This window comes from Hyalangium sp. (assembly GCF_045802625.1).
Lineage (GTDB): Bacteria > Myxococcota > Myxococcia > Myxococcales > Myxococcaceae > Hyalangium.
Genome location: NZ_JBJMQP010000221.1, coordinates 1 through 17,608, shown reverse-complemented (window position 1 = coordinate 17,608; position 17,608 = coordinate 1). Strand labels below are relative to the sequence as shown.

Here is a 17,608-nt window from a genome sequence, read left to right as displayed (position 1 = left end):
GCTCAGAGCGCCAGCATGTACTGGACGAGCGCGTCCTTCTCGCGCTGCTCCAGCTTCGTGCCCAGCACGAGGTTGAAGAACTCCACCGTGTCCTCCAGCGTCAGCAGGCGCCCGTCATGCAGGTACGGCGGCGAGTCCTTGATGCCCCGCAGCGTGAACGTCTTGATGGGGCCGTCGGCGTGGATCAGCTCGTCGTTGATCATCTGCGGCTTGTAGAAGCGCTCGACCTTCAGGTCATGCATCTGCTGATCGAGGAAGGAGGAGATGGGCGGGTGGCAGCTCGCGCACTGCCCCTTCCCGAGGAAGACCTGCTCGCCCAGCTTCTCCATCTCGGTGGCCTTCGTCGGATCGAGCCGTCCCGTGGGCAGCAGCTTGGGCGCCGGCGGGAAGTCGAACATGTTCTGCATCTGGGCCATCATCGCCACCTGGGTCGGGCGATCCGGCTCGTTGACGCCCTTCTTGGCGGCGTCCGCGATGTCCCCGTTGAAGTAGGCCGTGCGCTGCTCGAACTCGGAGAAGTCCTCGACGGAGCGCAGCGAGCGCTTCGAGCCATGGATCTGCTGGTTGAACACTCCGCGGAGGCTGACCGTGTCGAGCCGGAAGCGCGCGGCCTGCGGGCGCAGATCCGGGGTCAGGTGGAAGGCGCCGTTGGTGTGTCCGTTCGTGTGGCAGTCGAGACACGCGACACCCTGGCTCGCCTCGGTCACCTTCCGGGCGTCGGTGGCGTTGAACTCCGCCTGCGGGAAGGGAATGAGCAGCTGGCGCAGGCCCTCCATCTGCACCGGCGTGAGCTTGCCGTTCATGAGCTCGAAGAAGTTGCGGATGGTGAGGACCTTGCCCTGGGACACGTCCCCCAGGTCCGGCCGCTGCGAGAGGAAGATGGGCGGCGGGAACTCCGGCAGCAGGTGCTCGGGGAGATCAAAGTCCGCATCGAACCGCTCGAGTGAGCGGCCCTCCTGCTTGCGGATCTCATCGATCTCCATGCGCGGGAACACCTGCCCGCCCACCGCGTGCTTCACGTGGGGCAGCGGCAGGAAGCCCTGCGGAAAGAGCCCCTTCTCGCGGATCTCGTCCGGGCTCATGTTGGCGAGCTTCTCCCAAGTCATACCGCTCGGCAGCTTCACGCGGACGCCCTGCTGGATCGCTCTGCGGCCGCCCGCCATCATCAGCTTCGCGGGCCGGTTGGCGAGATCGTAGCGGGACTCGAGCAGCGACTGCTGGCGGCGCATGACCGTGGGCTTCTCTCGCACGTCACGGTCCATGACAGCCTTGAAGCTCTCCTCGGCGACGATTGGGATCGTGTACGTCTGATCCCCGGTCTCCTTGGGCGTGGGGGTCTTGAGACCGCCCGGCTTGGGATCCTTGGTCGACTGAGCGAACGCCGCGCCCAGCGCCACGCCAACCACTGCGATCACGACGCCCCGACGATACCGCTGATGCATATGCCTCCTCCTGATCAACGAGTGGCGGCACCCTACGCACGAGGTGAGGAACGTCTCGAATGATCCGAGCGGGCCCTGCGAGAGCGTGTCGCCGCTCCGACATCCACCGGGCCCGCTGCGTTCTCCAGGCGACGTCCCACTCCTGATCGGGGCGCCTGGTAGCTCCCGGAGGAGGCATCTCCAGGAGGTGCGCCACGGCCTGGATGTACCGCTCCAGCAGTTCGGGCTCTAATAGGCCCATGGTTCACGTCTCACGCTTGCTGGCCATTGCCCTGTGGGGCCTGCTCGTCCCGGTGCTCGCCTCGGCGGAGAGCACGGCCTCCAAGCGAGTGGTCGCCGTCCTCTACTTCGACAACAACACGGGCGATGCCTCGCTCGACGTGCTGCAGAAGGGCTTCGCGGACATGATGGTCACGGACCTGTCCGCCGTGGACCAGCTCCAGCTCGTCGAGCGCGAGAAGCTCCAGCAGATCATCGACGAGCAGAAGCTCCAGCGCAGCAAGTACTTCGATCCGAAGACGGCGGTGAGGCTGGGCCAGCTCGTGGGCGCGCAGTACGCGGTGGCCGGCTCGTTCCAGGCCGTCGATCCGCAGCTTCGCATCGACATCAAGCTCATCGAGATTGGGACGGGCAAGGTCCTCGTCGCCGACAAGGTGACGGGCTTGAAGAACCGGCTCTTCGAGCTCCAGCAACAGCTCGTGAGCCGCTTCGTGGCGGGCCTGGAGCTGAAGCTCAGCGGGGCTCCGCGGCTCAAGAGCCGGGCCCCGGACGTGGACACCCTGCTGAGCTACTCCCAAGGCATCGATCTCATGGATCAGGGCAAGCTCCAGGAGGCCAGCGAGCAGCTCGCCGCCGTGGTCAGCAAGGCACCCACGTTCCTGCTCGCGCGTGAGCGCCATGAGCAGATCCTCGCCCGGCTGAAGGCCGCGGAGACGAAGCGGACCGAGACCTTCTCTGACGCGAACGAGGCCCTCGGGCAGCGGGCCGCGCAGTTCCTCCAGTCCCACCAGCAGGCCGAGCTCGATGAGCCCGGGTCCGCCATGCTCCTCGGCTACCGGCTGATGCGGGTGCAGTACCTGCTGCGCACGTTGCGCCCGCACCTGGCCTCGAAGCACCCCAACCTCATCCTGGCCGGACACGAGCGCCAGGCCCTGGCGGTGTTGCAGCTCTGGCGCGAGCAGGCGCTGGCCTACGTTCGTGAGAGCGCCGAGCACTTCCGACGCTTCCACACGGCCCTCGAGGGCGCCTCCTACCTCTCGCGCACGGACCTGAAGCTCGCTCCCGAGGACGAGGAGCGCCTGCGCCTGTCGAAGCATGACTCGCCGCGGTTCGATGACGAGGCGGCCCTCTCCGTGGCCGAGTTCATCCTCACGGGCAGGAGCCGTGGAGACGACTCCGTGTCGTTCCAGCTGGGCCCCACGCTCGCGGACCAGGAGCCCTCCGCCCTGAAGGAAGGACTCCAGCTGATGGAGCAGGCCCTCCAGGAGGCCGAGGCCAGCCCGCCCGGACAGCGAGAAAACCGCGAGCGGCGGGTGCTCGAGCTCTACGGCGATGCGCTCATGCTCCGGGGACACGTGGAGGAGGCCGTCGCGAAGTGGCAGCTGTTCCTGGATCGCTTCCCGACCGCGCGCTCCTTCAACTTCATCAGCAACAAGATCAAGACCGCGCTGGGAGTGGGACCCAACGCCCGCGAGAACGCGGGGACGCAGTACAACCAGGCCCTCGCCTCCTGCGACAAGCGCGACATCCTCGCGGGCTACTCCCAGGAGCTGTTCCGGCGGCAGGTGATCCAGGGCTACAAGGCGGCGCGCGAGCTATTCCTCGAGCTGGATGCGAAGTGCAGCCAGGCCCAGGAGCTCCAGCCCTACCTGCGCAGCCTGCTCATCACCAGTGCCTTGTCCGCGGCCCAGGCGGGAGACTGTGCCTCGTTCCACGCGCTCGCGGCTCGCTTCCTGGAGCTCCATGGCAGCCAGAGCGACCTCGATGGATACTTGAAGAACTACGTCCCCCAGTGCCGGCCACTCCAGTGACTTCCGGACGTTACGCGAGCGGGGCAGCTCGCAACTCTTCCTCTCATTTGGCGAGAATCCTGACATGACCGTCAGCTCTCTCCGGCGCGGCCCCGCGCCGCACCACCCCGCCCAGGCCTCGACGCACGCCAAGGCCCCGGCCCATGCCCAGGCCGCCTCCAGTGGCGGGAGCCATGAGCTCAAGCGCGTCAAGACGGACGCCACGCTCAAGCCCACGGGCTTCACGGCCTCGGACAAGGCCATCTCGCAGGCGGTGGCCACCGGCACCCTCAAGCCCGTGGGAGGGCTGGACCACCTGCCCCTGGATCGCCACTACCACGCGACCCACCCCACCACCGGCATGAAGCACCAGCGCCCGGCCGGCTTCACCTGGAACCACGAGGACGGGACGACGCCCAACTGGTTCCCCCAGGCCGTCACCACCTCGAGCGACGCCAACGCCCAAGGCAAGATCCACGGGCGCGACTGGGTGGCTGTCACCTGGCACTCCAAGGACAACAAGCACTCGCGTGTCTCGTTCGTCGACTACACGCACCCGAACGACGGGCAGAAGGCCAAGTACCGCAACGTGGACCTGGTGATGCCGGACCCCAAGCACCCCGGCAAGTTCTCCCCGGTGGCGTGCCACGCCGGCGGCGCCAGCATGGTGGGCCACTACCTCTACGTCGCGGACACCCACGGCGGCCTGCGCGTCTTCGACATGAACAAGCTGGCCCAGGTGAAGGACCACTCCGCGGTGCCCAAGGGCACCTCGTCGGTGGTGCTGCCGCAGGTGGGCTTCTACCGCGTGCCGCCCGAGCTCAAGGGCAAGCCGGGCGCTCCTGTCTTCTCGGGCCTGTCAGTCGACCGCAAGCACAACGCGCTGGTGAGCCAGGAGTACCGCAAGGACAAGACGGGCGGGAAGATCATCCGCTGGCCCCTCGATCTGGAGACGGGGAAGCTCAAGACGGACGCCAGCGGCAGCGTGCGCGCCACGGAGGCCTTCTCGGTGCCACTGGCGCGCGTGGCCGGCGTGGTGGCCCGTGGTGACGGCTTCGACATCGCGACGATGGGCTCCCCTGGGCACCTGTACCACGCGACCCCGGGCCACGCGGTGAAGGCCCAGGACACGCTCGCCAAGGGCATCCAGCAGTTCTCCTGGGATGCGCAGCGCAAGCAGACCTGGACGCTCGACGAGCACCCGCACCACCGCGCGGTGTGGCACTTCAAACCGGAGTAGCCGCGCCTCCGCGGCCAAGCGGCTGGAGCGTTGAAGCCCCGTCTCCCTTCGTGGGAGGCGGGGCTTTTTCGTGTCACGGGGAGCTGCGGGGCGTGAGGCAGGGCTTCACGGCCCCGTGCAGGTGATGAGCGCGGGGCGCGCCCTATAGGCAGCGCGCCCCGCTGTGAGGCTCAGGGGTTAGGCGCCTTGGGCGTCCGGGCTGTCTCGTGGAAGTCATTCGCGTTGTTTTCGGTGTCCACGCCATCCGTAGGGAACCGGCTAACGGACTTCCCTACGGCGGGCGCCACAGCCGCTGTGCCCTCGACATACGTATTCGTCGCCGTTCCGTAGCCCATGGAGTCACGGACATTGCCAGAAGCATCTTTCAGAGCCACGCCAGCGCCGGTAGGGCTAAGGCCGCTGCTGAGCTTCCCATCGGAGCTACCCGAGTAATTGGTCCCTGCATAGAGCAAGAAGCTGCCCGGCGACATCAGAGTTGAAGCTGTAGTTGAGAATAAGAACAGGTTGATATCGTTCGATCCCCCAGCGGACTGGTAGACGATTTTCCAGCCCTTCAGATCGATGGAAACCGAGCACCCGTTGTAGAGCTCGATGTACTCGTCCAAGCCCGATGAGGCCCCGCCCGTCGTCACCTCGTTAATCGTGACGTGGCATGCGGTGACGGTCAGCGTCGTCGAGCCGGACACCGAGCCCAGCGTCGCACTGATCGTCGCCGTGCCAGCGTTGATGGCAGTGACGAGCCCATTGCTGCCCGCGGCATTGCTCACTGTGGCCGTGTTCGGGCTTGACGAGGCCCACGTCACCGACGCCGTCAGATCCTGCGTCGTGGCATCCGAGTACGTGCCCGTGGCCTTGAACTGCCGGCTCTTCCCAGCGATGAGCGACGAGTTGGCCGGCGTGACCGCGATGGAAACAAGCGCCGGCGTCACCGTCAGCGTGGTCGAGCCCGACACCGAGCCGAACGTGGCGCTGATCGTCGTTGTGCCCGCATTGGATCCCGTCGCTAGACCCTTGCTGCCCGCCGCATTGCTCACCGTGGCCACGCTCGTGCTCGACGAGGCCCACGTTACCGATGCCGTCAGATCCTGGGTCGAGGCATCCGTGTACGTTCCCGTGGCGGTGAACTGCTGGGTGGCCCCGGCGGCGATGGACGGGTTTGTCGGAGTCACTGCGATGGAGACCAGCGTGGCCGCCGTCACCGTCAGCATCGTCGAGCCCGACACCAAGCCCGACGTCGCGCTGATCGTCGTAGTCCCGATGCTGGTTCCCGTGGCCAGACCCTTGCTGCCCGCGGCATTGCTCACCGTGGCCACGTTCGGGCTCGACGAGGCCCACGTTACCGACGCCGTCAGATCCTGGGTCGAGGCATCCGTGTACGTGCCCGTGGCGGTGAACTGCTGGGTCGTCCCTGCGGCGACCGACGGGTTGGCCGGGGTGACTGTGATGGAGACCAGGGTGGCCGCTGTCACCGTCAGAGTGGTCGAGCCCGACACCGAGCCCCACGTGGCGCTGATCGTCGTCGTGCCCACGCTGATGGCGGTGGCGAGCCCATTGCTGCCCGCCGCATTGCTCACCGTGGCCGTGTTCGCGTTCGACGAGGCCCACGTCACCGACGCCGTCAGATCCTGAGTCGAGGCATCCGAGTAGGTACCCGTGGCGGTAAACTGCTGAGTGGTTCCGGCAGCAATGGACGGGTTGGCTGGCGTGACGGCAATGGAGACCAGCGTGGCCGCAGTCACGGTCAGCGTCGTCGAGCCGGACACCGAGCCCAACGTGGCGCTGATGGTCGTCGTCCCGGCAGCGACTCCCGTCGCCAGACCCTTGCTGCCTGCGGCATTGCTCACCGAGGCTACGGTCGTGCTCGACGAGGCCCACGTCACCGTCGAAGTCAGATCCTGGGTCGAGCCATCCGTATACGTGCCCGTGGCCGTGAACTGCTGATTCGTCCCGGCGGCGATCGACGGGTTGGCCGGCGTCACCGCAATGGAGACCAGCGTGGCCGCCGTCACCGCCAGCGTGGTTGAGCCCGACACCGAGCCCGACGTGGCGCTGATCGTCGTCGTACCCACGCTGATGGCAGTGGCGAGTCCATTGCTGCCCGCCGCATTGCTCACCGTGGCCGTGTTCGGGCTCGACGAGGTCCACGTCACCGACGCGGTCAGATCCTGGGTCGTGGCATCCGAATAGGTGCCCGTGGCGGTGAACTGCTGGGTGGTCCCGGCGGCAATGGACGGATTGGTCGGAGTCACCGCGATGGAGACCAGGGCGGCCGCCGTCACCGCCAGCGTGGTCGAGCCCGACACCGAGCCCGACGTCGCGCTGATCGTCGTTGTGCCTACGTTAGCGCCCGTCGCCAGGCCTTTGCTGCCCGCGGCATTGCTCACTGTCGCCGCGTTCGTATCCGACGAGGCCCAAGTCACCGATGCCGTCAGATTCTGCGTCGTGGCATCCGAATAGGTGCCCGTGGCGGTGAACTGCTGGGTGGTCCCGGCGGCGATGGAGGGGTTGGTCGGAGTCACCGCGATGGAGACCAGCGTGGCCGCCGTCACCGTCAGCGTCGTCGACCCGGACACCGAGCCTGACGTCGCACTGATCGTCGTGGTCCCGGTGCTGGCTCCCGTCGCCAGACCCTTGCTGCCCGCCGCATTACTCACCGTGGCCGTGTTCGCGTTCGACGAGGCCCACGTCACCGACGCGGTCAGATCCTGCGTCGTCGCATTCGAGTAGGTGCCCGTGGCCGTGAACTGCTGGGTGGTCCCAGCGGCGATGGCCGGGTTGGCAGGGGTGACAGCAATGGAGACCAGGGTGGCCGCCGTCACCGTCAGCGAGGTTGAGCCCGACACCGAGCCCGACGTCGCACTGATGGTCGCCGTCCCGATACTGGCGCCCGTTGCGAGGCCCTTGCTGCCCGCCGCATTGCTCACCGTCGCCACGTTCGGGCTTGAGGAGGCCCACGTCACCGAAGCGGTCAGATCCTGCGTCGAGGCATCCGTGTACGTGCCCGTGGCCGTGAACTGCTGTGTCGTCCCGGCGGCGATGGAGGGGTTGGCAGGAGTCACCGCGATGGAGACCAGCGTGGCCGCCGTCACCGTCAACGAGGTTGAGCCGGACACCGAACCCGACGTCGCGCTGATGGTCGTGGTCCCGGCACTGGCTCCCGTCGCCAGACCCTTGCTGCCCGCCGCATTGCTCACCGTCGCCACGTTCGCATTCGACGAGGCCCAGGTTACCGACGCCGTCAGATCCTGGGTCGTCGCATTCGAGTAGGTGCCCGTGGCGGTGAACTGCTGGGTGGTTCCAGCCGCAATGGAGGGGTTGGCAGGAGTCACTGCGATGGAGACCAGCGTGGCCGCCGTCACCGTCAACGTGGTTGAGCCGGACACCGAACCCGACGTCGCGCTGATGGTCGTGGTCCCGGCGCTGGCTCCCGTCGCCAGACCCTTGCTGCCCGCCGCGTTACTCACCGTCGCCACGCTTGTGCTCGACGAAGCCCACGTCACCGAAGCGGTCAGATCCTGGGTCGAGGCATCCGAGTAGGTGCCCGTGGCGGTGAACTGCTGGGTGGTCCCAGCGATGATCGACGGGTTGGCCGGAGTCACCGCGATGGAGACCAGGGTGGCTGCGGTCACCGTTAGCGTGGTCGACCCAGACACCGAACCGGACGTGGCGCTGATGGTCGTGGTCCCGACGCTGGCTCCGGTCGCCAGACCCTTGCTGCCTGCCGCATTGCTCACCGTCGCCACGTTCGGGCTCGACGAGGCCCACGTTACCGAAGCGGTCAGATCCTGGGTCGAGGCATCCGAGTAGGTGCCCGTGGCCGTGAACTGCCGCGTCGTCCCAGTGGCGATCGACGGGTTGGCCGGGGTGACGGCGATGGAGACGAGCGTGGCCGCCGTCACCGTCAGCGAGGTTGAGCCCGACACCGAGCCCGACGTCGCACTGATGGTCGTGGTCCCGATGCTGGCTCCCGTCGCCAAACCCTTGCTGCCCGCCGCATTGCTCACCGTCGCCACGTTCGGGCTTGAGGAGGCCCACGTCACCGAAGCGGTCAGATCCTGAGTCGTGGCATTCGAGTATGTGCCTGTGGCCGTGAACTGCCGCGTCGTCCCGGCGGCGATCGACGGGTTGGCGGGGGTGACGGCGATGGAGACGAGCGTGGCCGCCGTCACCGTCAGCGTGGTCGAGCCCGACACCGAGCCCGACGTGGCGCTGATGGTTGTCGTGCCGACGTTGCCTCCCGTCGCCAGACCCTTGCTGCCCGCGGCATTGCTCACCGTGGCCGTGTTCGGGCTCGACGAGGCCCAGGTCACCGTCGCCGTCAGATCTTGCGTCGTGGCATTCGAGTACGTGCCCGTGGCGGTGAACTGCTGCGTCGTCCCAGCGGCGATAGAGGGATTGGCCGGAGTCACCGCAATGGAGACCAGCGTCGCCGCCGTCACTGTCAGCGTGGTCGAGCCCGACACCGAACCCGACGAGGCGCTGATGGTCGTGGTCCCGATGCTGGCTCCCGTGGCCAGACCCTTACTGCCCGCCGCATTGCTCACGGTGGCCGTGTTCGGGCTCGACGAGGCCCACGTTACCGAAGCGGTCAGATCCTGGGTCGTGGCATTCGAGTAGGTGCCCGTGGCGGTGAACTGGCGTGTCGTTCCAGCAGCGATGGACGGGTTGGCGGGTGTGACGGCGATAGAGACCAGCGTGGCCGCCGTCACCGTCAGCGTCGTCGAGCCTGACACCGAACCCGACGTGGCGCTGACCGTCGCCGTACCGGCGCTGAATCCCGTGGCCAGACCCTTACTGCCTGCGGCATTGCTGACCGTGGCAGTGTTCGGGCTCGAGGAGGCCCAGGTCACCGTCGCCGTCAGATCCTGGGTCGTGGCATTCGAGTACGTGCCCATGGCCGTGAACTGCTGAGTCGTCCCGGCAGCAATGGACGGGTTGGCCGGGGTGACGGCGATGGAGACCAGCGTGGCCGCCGTCACCGTCAGCGTCGTCGTCCCGCTCACGCCCCCAGTGCTCGCCGTGATGGTTGTCTCGCCCGGAGCGACGGCCGTCACCATCCCCTTGCTTCCCGCGGCATCGCTGACCGTGGCGACCGTCACCGCGGACGAAGTCCAGGTCACCTGCGCGGTGAGGTCCTCCGTGTGCTTGTCACTGAAGTGCCCCGTGGCGGTGAGCGAGCTCGTTTGCCCCACTGGCACAGAGGGCGCCGCTGGCGTGAGCTCGATGGAGACGAGCTCGATGGCGGTCACCTGCACCGTGGCCTTGGCCGAGAGCCCGTTCACGCTGGCCGTGATGTCAGCGCTGCCCTTGCCGACTCCCTTGGCCGTGGCGCTCCCATCCGCCTCGCGTGTGACGCTCGCGACCGACGCATTGCTCGAAGTCCACACCACGTCCGCGCCAGCGGGCGAGGCCGTGCCATCCGCGGCCACCAGCTCGGCCACCAGGTGCGTCGTCGCGCCGACGGTGACCGTGGCCGTCGCGGGGGTGACGCGAAGGGACTGGCTCGCGGGAGGCGGCTTCGAGCCACCCCCTCCGCAGGCCGCGAGCACCAACAAAACAAGGAGCCACACGCCCCTGACAACGAGCTGGGCGAAACGAGCGTTCATGATGTCCTCGGGGGCGTGAGACATGAATCAGACGCGATTCACGAAGTGCGCGCACTGTCTCAGCACCTGAAGTTCCAGCGCAAGTGCCAGGGAGGCGCCCCGATTCTTGGGGCACCTCGGATCACCCGGGAACTCCTGTCTGCGCCCGCGAAGGAAGATCGTCGCGGAGGATCAGGGCACGGGGACTCGCCGCATCGACTTGATCCGGTTCCAGTCCACGTTGCTGATGGTGACTCCCTTGCCGCCCGCGGCCTCGATGGCCTTGCCCTCGCCCATGTAGATGACCACGTGGCCAATGCCGTTGTGGGGCTGGTACATGATCAGGTCTCCAGGGGCCAGCTGCTCACGCGTCAGCGGCTTCAGGAACTTGGTGTCCGCGTTGAAGGTCGAGGTGGAGGCCAGTCCGTGGGCAGCGAGATCGACGCCGAGCTGCCGGTAGGCGGCCACCACGAACCCCGAGCAGTCGAAGACTCGGGTGCCCTTGGGGTACTGCCAGACGGTGGACGAGCCGTTGACGCTCTTGTGGGCGGCCCCATCCCAGGGGACATCGCCAAAACGGAACGGGTTGACCGCCGCGTACGGCGTCCCGATCATCGACTTCGCCCAGGTCAGCATCGACTGGATCTTCTGGGAGGCGGGCGCCGTGGGGCCAGTGACGGGGCCGGTGGACGGGCCGGTGACGGGGCCGGTGGACGGGCCAGTGGACGGGCCAGTGGACGGGCCGGTGTGTGGAGGCGGATGGGCCCCCTTGCCCTTCAGGGCGTTCCAGGTCTGCGGCCCGGCGAGTCCATCAACGGTGATGCCCGCCGCGCGTTGAAACGCGATCAACGCCGCTTTCGTCTTGGGACCGAAGGAGCCATCGAGGCCGTGGGGATTGAAGCCAGCGGCGGCCAGCGCTTTCTGGAGCGCCAGCACCTGGGGCCCCTTGCTCCCCTCGTGCAGCATTCCCACTGCGGGAGCGCGGGGTGGCGGGGCATGGCGGCGGGCGGCGGGGGTGATGGACATGGCGTTCTCTTTTCGGAAGGTTGAGGGGTCTGCCTGACACCTCTTGCGGCCTACATGCCACGCGAAGGGGGAACGCCTTGGGAAACAAAGCCTCAGGGATCCAGGGGGTTATCGCCAAAGCACCCACATTGAAGCACCAAAGACGACCTTTCCTCTGCGCAAGTGTGGTGAGACCACCCCTCAACCTGTTGACTACAGTCATCACCTCCGCCCTCCTTTCCCCAGGTACGCCATGGCCAGCCCCTCCCCCCGCGCACTCCCTCCCGCACAAGCATCTGTGCGCGCCCAACCGCTGATCGCGGTGCGAGACGTGAAGGCCAGCAGCGCCTGGTACCGGGCACTGCTCGGCGTGGAGTCCTTCGGGGACCCGGATCATCCGCACCGGCTCCTCTATGACCGGCTGATGAGCGGGGACACGCTCATCCTCCAGCTCCACAGCTGGGACGACGAGGAGCACCCCAACCTCCAAGGGAGGGACCAAGCACCGGTTGGGCATGGCGTCCTGGTGTGGTTCGAGGTGGACGACTTCGATGCGGCCGTGGAGCGGGCGCGGAAGCTGCGAGCGACGGTGGTCGAGGAGCCGCACGTGAACCCGGCGCCCCAGCACCGGGAGATGTGGCTCCGGGATCCGGACGGGTACTACGTGGTCCTGGCGAGCCGCGATGGGGAGGCGGCGTAGCGGTGGACAGCCCCTCCCCCTTTAGCGCGCGCTGCCCGCCGGGGCCCCGAGGCGCTGCTCATAGGCCTCCAGTGTCCGCCGCCAGGCGGGCCGTGCCTCACAGCGCTCGCGGTAGGCGGAGACCCGGGGGAAGCCGTCGAGCACGCCCGCGTTGCGCACCTCGCGCAGCACCGTGGTCATCAGGATGTCCGCCACGGTGAACGCCTCGCCGGTGAGATACGGACGCTCCCGAAGCCAGTCCTCGAGCGCTGTCAGATGGCGCCCGGCGTGCTTCACCAGCTCGGGACGTCGCTGCGCGCCGGTGGGATCGGCGGCGCCGAACAGATCGATCATCGCGATCTGGAACAGCGGGGGCTCCAGGGTGTTGAGCGCGGCGAAGCACCAGCGCGTCACCTGGGCGCGGCCCTGGAGATCCGCGGGCATCAATCTGCCCGTCTTCTCCCCCAGGTACAGCAGGATCGCGCCCGTCTCGGTGAGCACGAAGCCGTCGTCCTCGAGCACCGGCACCTGAGTGAAGGGGTTCAGCCGCCGGTACTCCTCGCTGCTGAGTTCCCCCGCGGGATGATCCAGGCCGTGCACCCGGTAGGGCACGCCCAGCTCCTCGAGCGTCCACAGGGCGCGCAAATCGCGCGTGAGACCCACTACCTTCGAGTTGACGCGGCCGAAGCCGTAGAGCGTGAGCACTCCAGCGTTGTAGATGCCGTGCCCGCCCGCTGTCGAGGAGCATGGAGCGGAGGTCCGCGCAGGGTCACGTCGCCTCGCTGCGATTCGCTCCCATAGGCCGCCAGGGCATCTGGTACCAGTTCGTGTCCCTTCGCCTATACTTCGGCCTCTCGCGGGCCATCGTGACAGTCCCCTCTCCCCCCATCCGCTTCCTCCTCTACCCATCTCAAGGAGTAGAGCAGCAGCACGTTCGGGCCGAGCTGCTCGGCCGCGCCCTCTCCCTGCGCATGGGGCGGTTGGTCCAGGTGGTGACAGCTCGCTCCTACGAGGCCCTCTCCCAGGCAATCGCAGAGAATCAGGTGGAGATCGCTTGGGCCACGGCCGAGCAGTGCGCCATGTTCGCCCACCGGGCATGGGCCGTGCTGCGCGCGGTGCGCTTCGGGCACGATCATTACTACGCGGCGCTCGTCTGCCGCGTGGACGAGGCCTCCACCCTGGAGGACCTGCGGGGTTGCCGCGCCGCCTGGGTGATCCCCCAATCGCTGGGCGGTTATCTCCTCATCGCGCGTCGGCTGGAGGCACTGGGCTACCCTCCCGCAACCTTCTTCTCCAACGAGCGGTTCTACGGCTCCTACCCTAGAGCCCTGCGCGCGGTCCTCTTGGGAGAGGCCGACGTGACGTCCGTGCTCTCAAGCCAGCCGGACGAGGTCCACGCCCGCGCCTCCATGAGCAAGTACCTTGAGGGCGCTGAGCGCCTGCTCAAGCCTATTCTCTTCTCCGAGCCCACGCCCTCCGACGGGCTCATCCTCACGCGCCGCCTCTCCGAGGAGGACGCCGCCGCCCTGCGGTCCATCTTCGTGGAGCTGAGCAAAGGCGGGAACGGGCTGGATCCGCTGATCGCGCCGTTCCACGTCGATGGCTTCGTCCCATCCTCAAATGCTTCCCCGCGCGCGTCCAACCCCTGGCTGCGCCGGGGCAGCAGCTTCCTCGCGCTCACGCTGGATGAAGAGGACCGCTGCCTCAGCGCGTGGGCTGCCACGGACACGGCGCTGGGCCGGAAGGTGCGCGAGCTCTTAGGGCGAACGCTCACGGAGATATTGGGGCCCCAGGCCGCGAGGCTGCAGGCGTTGACGCGGCTGGCGCGCCATGACGGCACACAAGGACAGGTGCCCTATAACCAGGAGGAGCAAGGAGAGATCCGCTCGTACATGGTTGAAGTGGCAGTGAAGCCCCCCAACCCCGAGCACCCCAAGCCGGCAGTCCTCCTGCAGTTGCGCGATATCACCGAGCACCCCCCGCTGGAGGAGCACCTGTTCCGGCTGGCCTCCTTCCCCCTGATGCACCCGGCGCCCATGCTGGAACTGGAGATGACAGGGGCAGTGCGCTATGCCAACCCGGCCGCCCACGAGTTCTTCCCAGACCTGACAGTGCAGCTGCAGGACCACCCGGTGGTGCAGGCCGCGTTCACGTGGGCCCGGGCCGGTGAGGAGCAGCGCCCTGCCAGGGTGGAGCTTGAGGGCCGGTGCTGGGAGCTGGCGGTGGTGCCCCTGCCGGACAGCGGCGTGCTGCGGGTGTTCGCCCAGGATGTGACCTCCCGCAGGCAGATGGAGCTCCAGGAGGCGAAGTGGGCCCAGGAACTCCAGGTGAAGAACGACGCGCTCCCCACGGCCCTGAGCCAGCTACGAGAGGCACAGAACCGGCTCATCCTCCAGGATCGGCTGGCGGCGTTGGGGACGCTCACAGCGGGAATCGCTCATGAGCTCAGAAACCCGCTGAACTTCGTGAACAGCTTCTCGGCGCTCTCGGCGGACCTGTGCGAGGAGGTGGTCCACGAGCTGACGGCCTTGCACGACAAGCAGGGCTTCGAGCCTCCGGCGCACCTTCAGCAGAACCTCATGGATTTGGCCACCAACGTGAAGAAGATCCAAGCGCATGGCCAGCGCATGGAGCGGATCATCCACGCCATGCTCGCGCACTCCCGCGGAGGACAAGGCGAGCGCCGCGATGTCTCGCTCAATGCTCTGCTCGCGGATGCCATCCACCTCGTCTCCCAGAGCAACCGCTTTCACTACCCCTCCTTCAACATCCAGTTCGAGCAGGAGTTCGACGCGTCGGTGGGAAAGATGCAGCTCGTCCCGCAGGAGATCAGTCAGATCGCCACCAACCTGCTGGAGAACGCTTGCCACGCCGTGAACGCGAAGTGGGAGCGGTTGGGCCGGGACTTCCAGGGACGAATCCGGGTGACGACCGCCGGCCGACAGGACAGCGTGGAACTTCACTTCCACGACAATGGGACCGGCATCCCCCTGAACATCCGGGACAAGATTCTGACGCCGTTCTTCACCACGAAGCCCGCAGGAGAGGGAACAGGGTTGGGGCTCTCCCTCAGCCACGAGATCATCGTCAAGGGCTACGGGGGCACCCTGCGCTTCGAATCGGAAGAGGGAGTCTTCACCACCTTCATCATCACGCTCCCCAGGTAGCTCTCCTGAGCCATGAGCTCGAGCAGCGCGAGGCGCACCTCATCGAGCGTCATGTCCTTCCTCGGGAGATTTTCCGCCTTGCCTCAAGTGGCCGTGCACTTCGTCTGGACTCATGACGCCCTGGCTACGACACTGGGCCCCCGATGACCAAGCGGATCCTGATCCTCTCCTTCCTGAAGGACTACCACGCACTTGCCATCCAGGCGCTCCTCCAGAAACAAGGGGATGACGCGGACATCGTGGATGCCGCGGACTTCCCCTCCGCGCTCCCGTTCTCGCACCAGGGGCCTGACTTCACGAATGTTCGGCTCAATGGCCGCCCCCTCTCGGACTACCACTCCATCTGGTGGCGGCGCGTCCACTATCCCAAGGCGTCTCCCGATACGCGTGACCCCGAGGAGGCCCGCTTCGCTGTACGCGAGAGCCGGGACGCCCTCTGGGGAGCCCTGCTCGCCAGCGGCCTGCCCATCTACAATTCGCCCATCCTCGAGCAGGCCGCGGGGTACAAGCCCTATCAGCTCAAGGTCGCTCGGGCCTGCGGGTTGGAGATCCCGGACACGCTCATCACCAATACGGCCGAAGAGGTGCTGGCGTTCCGCGGCAAGCACCCTCGACTCATCTACAAGTCCTTTGGCCCCACGGACCTGATGGTGATGGACACACGGCCGCTCCGGGACGAGGACCTCCCGGACCTGTGGAGGCTGAAGTACTGCCCCGCCATCTTCCAGCAGTACATCCCTCGGGGCCGGGAGTACCGCGTCACCCTCGTCGAGGACGACGTCTTCGCCACCGAGGTCCACATCCAGCAGCCCGTGGCCGAGTACGACTGGCGCAATGACCTCAGCTACCAGCTCACGCCGGCCACGCTGCCCGAGCCCATCGCGGACAAGCTCCGCCGCCTGCGCCGCGCCCTCGGGCTGCACAGCGGCTCGATCGATCTGCGAGAGGCGCCCGATGGCACCATGTACTTCCTCGAGATCAACCCCTCTGGTCAGTTCCTCTTCCTCGACATCCGAGCCGGGACGGATGTGGGAAGCCGCTTCTGCCGCATGTTGGTGCAGTGATCGGGGGGGGATGGCGGCCCTCCCTTCCGTCGCCTAGGCTGAGACTGGCATCAACCCCACCCGCCACCCAGAGAGAACCACCATGGAACATCCACGCACCTTGTTCGTCACGACGCGCCCGAGTCCTGCGGACGGGTTGACGTTCCCGAACTCGGACGCCGAGGGGACGGAGTTGGAGAAGGAGTGGGCGCGCCGAGTGGGTCTCGAGAAAGCGCCCTTCCGCATGTCGGCGGAGAAGACGGCCAGCGAGACCCAGACGCGCGACGGCGCGGATCAGGCGCGCGACATGGAGTCCCCGGACGAGCTTCCCGGCCACACGTATTACGAGACCGAGACGCACGACGGGAGCGACAAGGCCCGTGACTCCCAGTCTCCGGACTGAGAGGCAGCGGCGAGCGTTCGAGGCCCAGAAGGCGGCGCTGCCGCAGTCACTCGTCGCACGCGCAGAGTGCCCCCATGGCCGCCTACGACCGTGTCCTCGCCGAGCCGAGCTCGCTCTCGGCACGCCAGACCCTCGCCGCCGAGTGGCATGCGACCCACGACTCGCGCGCCCCTCTCATCGAGAAACAACTGCGCCTGCGCGAGCATCGCCTCGCGAACACCCTGTGGTGTGACGAGGCGAACCAGCTCTCTCGCGAGATCAACGTGCTCGTTCGCCGGCACGGCAAGCTGTGGGCAGGGGCTGTCGCGCCGCTCGTCACGGCCTTTGCGTTCCACCGCGGCTGCCTCGCCGAGGTCACGCTGCCCGGCTCCGCGTTTCCCACTGTGATGCCGAAGCTCGTCGCGCTCGCGCCCGTGCAGCACGTCAACCTGACCGCGCCGCTGGAGCTCGCGGCGGTCGTCGCCTCTCCGCTGCTCGCTCGTGTGAGCTCGCTCCAGATCGTCGAGCTCGGGGAGCGCTTCGGCGATACGGAGGCGAAGCTGCTCGCCAGCAGCGAGCACGCGCGCACCCTCCGCTGGATGAGCCTGACCGCCAACGCGATCGGCAAGGGGGGTGTCGTCGCGCTCGCGGCCTCGCCGCACCTCGCGGCCTGCCTCTACCTCGACCTCGGCGGCAACCCCGTCAACGTCACGCCAATGCTCGATGACTCGATGGGATTCGTCCGGCCGCTGCGCTCGGATCTCGCCGAGGAGTTCGAAAAGAAGTACGGACCGCGGCCGTGGCTGGCGTTGCCCGAGGTCGGCGCGCCGTGGCCGCCCCACCGTGACGACGCATCGACGACAGCCTAGTGCTGGACCTCACCTCGCGCAGCACCGTGGTCATCAGGATGTCCGCCACGGTGAACGCCTCGCCGGTGAGATACGGACGCTCCCGAAGCCAGTCCTCGAGCGCTGTCAGATGGCGCCCGGCGTGCTTCACCAGCTCGGGACGTCGCTGCGCGCCGGTGGGATCGGCGGCGCCGAACAGATCGATCAT

Annotated in this window: 11 protein-coding genes and 1 pseudogene; 7 read left to right on the top strand and 5 right to left on the bottom strand. The window is 67.3% G+C overall.

The window, feature by feature from the left end; genetic code table 11:
• Positions 1–2 precede the first annotated feature (2 nt).
• Positions 3–1,415 (bottom strand): cytochrome B6, encoded by a 1,413-nt coding sequence (locus ACJ8AT_RS35240; protein WP_407742353.1) that lies wholly within the window; start codon positions 1,413–1,415, stop codon positions 3–5.
• Positions 1,416–1,681: 266 nt separating this feature from the next.
• On the opposite strand from ACJ8AT_RS35240, the gene ACJ8AT_RS35235 reads away from it, so the two are divergent.
• Positions 1,682–3,472: a CsgG/HfaB family protein gene (locus ACJ8AT_RS35235; protein WP_407742352.1), complete on the top strand. Its 1,791-nt coding sequence runs from the start codon at positions 1,682–1,684 to the stop codon at positions 3,470–3,472.
• 64 nt (positions 3,473–3,536) lie between these two features.
• Positions 3,537–4,691, top strand: a complete 1,155-nt coding sequence (locus tag ACJ8AT_RS35230) for a hypothetical protein (protein WP_407742351.1) — start codon at positions 3,537–3,539, stop codon at positions 4,689–4,691.
• A gap of 170 nt (positions 4,692–4,861) precedes the next feature.
• Here ACJ8AT_RS35230 and ACJ8AT_RS35225 read toward each other — a convergent pair whose 3' ends face one another.
• Together ACJ8AT_RS35225 and ACJ8AT_RS35220 are read right to left on the bottom strand one after the other, a co-directional pair.
• Positions 4,862–10,297, bottom strand: a complete 5,436-nt coding sequence (locus ACJ8AT_RS35225; protein WP_407742350.1) for a beta strand repeat-containing protein — start codon at positions 10,295–10,297, stop codon at positions 4,862–4,864.
• A gap of 171 nt (positions 10,298–10,468) precedes the next feature.
• Positions 10,469–11,302 (bottom strand): peptidoglycan-binding protein, encoded by an 834-nt coding sequence (locus tag ACJ8AT_RS35220; protein ID WP_407742349.1) that lies wholly within the window; start codon positions 11,300–11,302, stop codon positions 10,469–10,471.
• A gap of 277 nt (positions 11,303–11,579) precedes the next feature.
• On the opposite strand from ACJ8AT_RS35220, the gene ACJ8AT_RS35215 reads away from it, so the two are divergent.
• Entirely contained in the window at positions 11,580–11,981 is a 402-nt protein-coding gene (locus tag ACJ8AT_RS35215) for a VOC family protein (RefSeq protein ID WP_407742348.1), read from the top strand.
• 21 nt (positions 11,982–12,002) lie between these two features.
• On the opposite strand, the gene ACJ8AT_RS35210 is transcribed toward ACJ8AT_RS35215, so the two are convergent.
• On the bottom strand, positions 12,003–12,665 hold the full coding sequence (locus ACJ8AT_RS35210; RefSeq protein WP_407742347.1) for a glutathione S-transferase family protein: 663 nt from the start codon (positions 12,663–12,665) through the stop codon (positions 12,003–12,005).
• 122 nt (positions 12,666–12,787) lie between these two features.
• Here ACJ8AT_RS35210 and ACJ8AT_RS35205 point away from each other — a divergent pair, with 122 nt between their 5' ends.
• From ACJ8AT_RS35205 to ACJ8AT_RS35190, 4 genes are all read left to right on the top strand, one after another.
• A complete protein-coding gene (locus tag ACJ8AT_RS35205; protein ID WP_407742346.1) occupies positions 12,788–15,127 on the top strand; it encodes a PhnD/SsuA/transferrin family substrate-binding protein in 2,340 nt (779 codons plus the stop codon).
• Positions 15,128–15,270: 143 nt separating this feature from the next.
• Positions 15,271–16,191: a RimK family alpha-L-glutamate ligase gene (locus ACJ8AT_RS35200; protein WP_407742345.1), complete on the top strand. Its 921-nt coding sequence runs from the start codon at positions 15,271–15,273 to the stop codon at positions 16,189–16,191.
• 82 nt (positions 16,192–16,273) lie between these two features.
• Positions 16,274–16,573, top strand: a complete 300-nt coding sequence (locus tag ACJ8AT_RS35195; protein ID WP_407742344.1) for a hypothetical protein — start codon at positions 16,274–16,276, stop codon at positions 16,571–16,573.
• Between the two features lie 74 nt (positions 16,574–16,647).
• On the top strand, positions 16,648–17,421 hold the full coding sequence (locus ACJ8AT_RS35190; RefSeq protein WP_407742343.1) for a hypothetical protein: 774 nt from the start codon (positions 16,648–16,650) through the stop codon (positions 17,419–17,421).
• A 22-nt stretch (positions 17,422–17,443) separates the two neighbouring features.
• Here the strand turns inward: ACJ8AT_RS35190 and ACJ8AT_RS35185 are convergent.
• Positions 17,444–17,608, bottom strand: a pseudogene (locus tag ACJ8AT_RS35185) (glutathione binding-like protein); the annotation flags it as partial.

What these genes read in the sequence shown, in the direction of transcription:
- ACJ8AT_RS35230 (WP_407742351.1), top strand. Translation starts at nt 3,537, where the DNA reads ATGACCGTCAGCTCTCTCCGGCGCGGCCCCGCGCCGCACCACCCCGCC.
- ACJ8AT_RS35235 (WP_407742352.1), top strand. Translation starts at nt 1,682, where the DNA reads ATGGTTCACGTCTCACGCTTGCTGGCCATTGCCCTGTGGGGCCTGCTC.
- ACJ8AT_RS35200 (WP_407742345.1), top strand. Translation starts at nt 15,271, where the DNA reads ATGACCAAGCGGATCCTGATCCTCTCCTTCCTGAAGGACTACCACGCA.
- ACJ8AT_RS35225 (WP_407742350.1), bottom strand. Translation starts at nt 10,297, where the DNA reads ATGAACGCTCGTTTCGCCCAGCTCGTTGTCAGGGGCGTGTGGCTCCTT.
- ACJ8AT_RS35190 (WP_407742343.1), top strand. Translation starts at nt 16,648, where the DNA reads ATGGCCGCCTACGACCGTGTCCTCGCCGAGCCGAGCTCGCTCTCGGCA.
- ACJ8AT_RS35220 (WP_407742349.1), bottom strand. Translation starts at nt 11,302, where the DNA reads ATGTCCATCACCCCCGCCGCCCGCCGCCATGCCCCGCCACCCCGCGCT.
- ACJ8AT_RS35195 (WP_407742344.1), top strand. Translation starts at nt 16,274, where the DNA reads ATGGAACATCCACGCACCTTGTTCGTCACGACGCGCCCGAGTCCTGCG.